The organism is Paraglaciecola sp., assembly GCF_030730205.1.
Classification (GTDB): domain Bacteria; phylum Pseudomonadota; class Gammaproteobacteria; order Enterobacterales; family Alteromonadaceae; genus Paraglaciecola.
On sequence record NZ_JANQVQ010000141.1, the window covers coordinates 1 to 3,443 of the forward strand.

The window sequence follows — 3,443 nt, forward strand, 5'->3', positions numbered from 1 at the left end:
CATGTAATGGCATTTTGTTTAATCACGAATCACCACGTCGTGGAGAAACTTTTGTTACTCGTAAAATCACCCGTGGTTTAGCTAATATTGCCCAAGGTTTAGAAGAATGTTTGTATTTAGGTAATATGGATGCCTTACGTGATTGGGGCCATGCTAAAGACTACGTGCGTATGCAATGGATGATGTTGCAACAAGATAAACCAGAAGATTTTGTTATTGCCACTGGCAAACAAATTTCGGTACGTGAATTTGTGCGCATGTCGGCCGCTTATGCCGGTATTACCCTTGAGTTTAGCGGCGAAGGCATTGATGAAGTGGCTACTGTAAGTGCTATAACGGGTAGTGACGCACCAGGCGTAAAAGTGGGCGATGTGTTGGTTAAGGTTGACCCTCGTTATTTCCGCCCTGCCGAGGTTGAAACCTTGTTAGGTGACCCTACAAAAGCCAAAGAAAAACTCGGCTGGGTACCCGAAATCACCGTAGAAGAGATGTGTGCTGAAATGGTGAAATATGACTTAGACAAAGCCAAGCAACTTGCACTGCTCAAGAAGTATGGTTATTCTGTAGCGGTTGCTAAAGAATAGTAATGCCGGTCAAGGTAGATTTAGTTAGTTTTGCTGACGGAGCATACACTAACCGAAAAAGTGGTTTCCTTAAGGAAGCCACTGAAATGGAGTTGTTTCGGTCCATCGACATATTTGACCGTCACTCACTGGAGCCTGAGTACTTTCAAAAGCATGCCCAGTTTATGCTTTCAAGGAAAAGAGGATTTGGTTATTGGATATGGAAGTCTCAAGTTGTGCAGCAGAAGCTGGCAATAATGAACGAAAATGACGTCTTGGTTTATCTGGACGTTGGTTTTGTTCTGAATCCCCGTGGTCGTTATCGGTTAAAGGAATACATCGAAATGGCACAGGACTCTTCCTACAAAAGCTTAGGTTTTTCCAATACTCATACTGAATACTGCAGAACAAAAATGGACCTTGCAGTGAGGCTAGGACTGGATTCTAAATCTATGTACATGCGGACTACTCAGCTCACGTCAGGTTTTTTCATCCTAGTTAAAAATAATAATAGCGTGGACTTGGTGAAAACCTGGAGTGAAGTGGCAGTCGAACAAAATTATCATTTTTCTGACGACACACCTTCATTAACCGAAAACCATGAAAACTATATTGAACATCGACACGACCAGAGTATTTTTAGTCTGTTAAGAAAAATAGTCGGCTGTGAAGTCACCCATTGCATGCATCGCGTCAGGGCAGAGATAAATCTTATCAACCTGAACTAGTTTAAGCAGAATATCGAGCCATTGATAATGTCATATCTAACAGATAAATTTAATATATTCAAAGTTAACAACTTAAAGCCTGCAATTTCTCCTGATGAATTTATGGCTTCAATACTTGGTAGAATTGGTGTAATTGATTCAAAGTCTGAGGGTTATAGAGACGATGAGTTAGAGCGTCAACGGGATCTCAGCATAAAGTTTCACTGGGGCCATGAGCATGACTTTGGTACGTTTAAAGTTGCAGGGCTGATGAAGAATCGGCACATTTTATTACTGGAAAAATTTCTAGAGATATTTCCCGTCACAGTCGAAAGTTTTGCTGGCAAGAAAGTACTGGATATTGGATGCTGGACAGGTGGTACATCACTATTACTGAGTACAATATCTGGTTATGTCACCGCAGTTGAAGAAGTTAAGAAATACGCAGATACTGCTAGCTATTTAATGGAAAGTTTTGGTGTTAATGGGGAAGTTATATCTCAATCATTATATTCGCTAAATTCGGATGAGTTTTATCAAGTATACGACCGTGTTTATTTTCCAGGCGTTATTTATCATCTTTCAGACCCGGTTTTAGCTTTACGAATATTGTTTAATAGCTTAGCCGTTGGCGGAGATATACTGGTTGAAACTGCTGGGTTTGATAGCGATGAACCAATATGTAAATTCGAAGGTAATTATCTTTATCACCCAAATGGTACGAGGGAAGAGTTAAACCGAGGCGGATGGAATTATTTTAAATTTTCAGGTGCATCTTTAGAGAGAATGATGAAAGAGGCCGGTTTCGAAAACATCGAAACGCATTGGGATAAGCAAATTAATCGTTTGTTTGCTTACGGCGTGAAAAATCGTCAGGTTCCAATTTGTAAAGCAGGCCTGTCTGTTCCAGATATCCGGTAAGTTAATTCACTTTTGTAATTTACCTTGTTATAAGTTTCGGAAAAGTATATGAAAAAAATATTTGTAGCGGGTCATCGCGGCATGGTGGGATCGGCTATTGTTAGGCAATTGCAGGCTCGTGGTGATTGTGAATTAGTATTGCGTACACGCAGTGAATTAGATTTAACCAGTCAACAAGCGGTAGCTGAATTTTTTAAATCAGAACAAATTGATGAAGTGTATTTAGCTGCGGCTAAAGTAGGCGGCATTATTGCTAACAATACTTACCCTGCAGACTTTATTTATGAAAACTTGATGATTGAATGCAACATCATTCATTCTGCTCATGTTGTGGGTATTCAAAAATTACTGTTTTTGGGCTCAAGCTGTATTTATCCAAAATTGGCTGAGCAACCTATGGCGGAGACGGCTTTGTTAACCGGTACCTTAGAGCCCACAAACGAGCCCTATGCCTTGGCTAAAATTGCAGGTATTAAGTTATGCGAATCGTATAATCGCCAATATGGTCGTGATTATCGCAGTGTGATGCCTACTAATTTGTATGGCCCCCATGATAATTTTCATCCTGAAAACTCCCATGTTATTCCGGCCTTATTGCGCCGCTTTCATGAAGCAAAACTCAATGGTGATGCGCAGGTAGTGGCGTGGGGCAGTGGTAAACCTATGCGTGAGTTTTTGCATGTGAACGATATGGCCGCCGCCTCTATTCATGTGATGGAATTAGATAAAGCCACTTATGATGCTAATACTGAAGTGATGCTGAGCCACATAAATGTAGGCACTGGTGTTGATTGCACAATTCGTGAATTGGTTGAAACGGTGGCTAAAGTCACTGGGTTTGAAGGTGAGATTGTGTTTGATGCTAGTAAACCCGACGGTGCACCCCGTAAATTAATGAATGTTGACCGTTTGGCTGCATTGGGTTGGCAGTATAGCTATACCTTAGAAGCAGGTTTACAAGATGCTTATCAGTGGTTTTTAGATAACCAGAATAGTTTTAGACAGGCTTAGGCAAGTACTTTTCGCAGCTAAATTCTATCGGTCACCGACAGCTCTTACAAAAGATAAAGCAGGCGCCAGAGAGTTGAATCACAAAGCTTGCGGTGAGCTGGGCATGGGCATGAGGAAAGGCCCTTGCTGTTGTAGGAGGTCCTTTAGGGCCGAATAAAAAGGCCATAATGTCTAAATTTACCTTGGTAATTGACTATTGATATATTTTTCGCAGCTAAAGCAGCTCCTACAAAAGATAAAA

Annotated in this window: 4 protein-coding genes; all 4 read left to right on the forward strand. The window is 41.0% G+C overall.

Annotated features, from left to right (window positions below; translation table 11 throughout):
* Nucleotides 1-584, forward strand: a 584-nt coding sequence (locus NWQ57_RS09930; protein ID WP_306021995.1) for a GDP-mannose 4,6-dehydratase, incomplete at its 5' end; no start/stop codon positions are given.
* Nucleotides 585-586: 2 nt separating this feature from the next.
* Entirely contained in the window at nucleotides 587-1,291 is a 705-nt protein-coding gene (locus NWQ57_RS09935) for a hypothetical protein (RefSeq protein WP_306021996.1), read from the forward strand.
* Between the two features lie 27 nt (nucleotides 1,292-1,318).
* On the forward strand, nucleotides 1,319-2,191 hold the full coding sequence (locus NWQ57_RS09940; RefSeq protein ID WP_306021997.1) for a bifunctional 2-polyprenyl-6-hydroxyphenol methylase/3-demethylubiquinol 3-O-methyltransferase UbiG: 873 nt from the start codon (nucleotides 1,319-1,321) through the stop codon (nucleotides 2,189-2,191).
* A 48-nt stretch (nucleotides 2,192-2,239) separates the two neighbouring features.
* Nucleotides 2,240-3,202 carry a GDP-L-fucose synthase gene (locus NWQ57_RS09945; RefSeq protein WP_306021998.1) on the forward strand — a complete coding sequence of 321 codons (963 nt, stop codon included), beginning with the start codon at nucleotides 2,240-2,242 and terminating at the stop codon, nucleotides 3,200-3,202.
* Nucleotides 3,203-3,443 lie beyond the last annotated feature (241 nt).

What these genes read in the sequence shown, in the direction of transcription:
- NWQ57_RS09940 (WP_306021997.1), top strand. Translation starts at nt 1,319, where the DNA reads ATGTCATATCTAACAGATAAATTTAATATATTCAAAGTTAACAACTTA.
- NWQ57_RS09935 (WP_306021996.1), top strand. Translation starts at nt 587, where the DNA reads ATGCCGGTCAAGGTAGATTTAGTTAGTTTTGCTGACGGAGCATACACT.
- NWQ57_RS09945 (WP_306021998.1), top strand. Translation starts at nt 2,240, where the DNA reads ATGAAAAAAATATTTGTAGCGGGTCATCGCGGCATGGTGGGATCGGCT.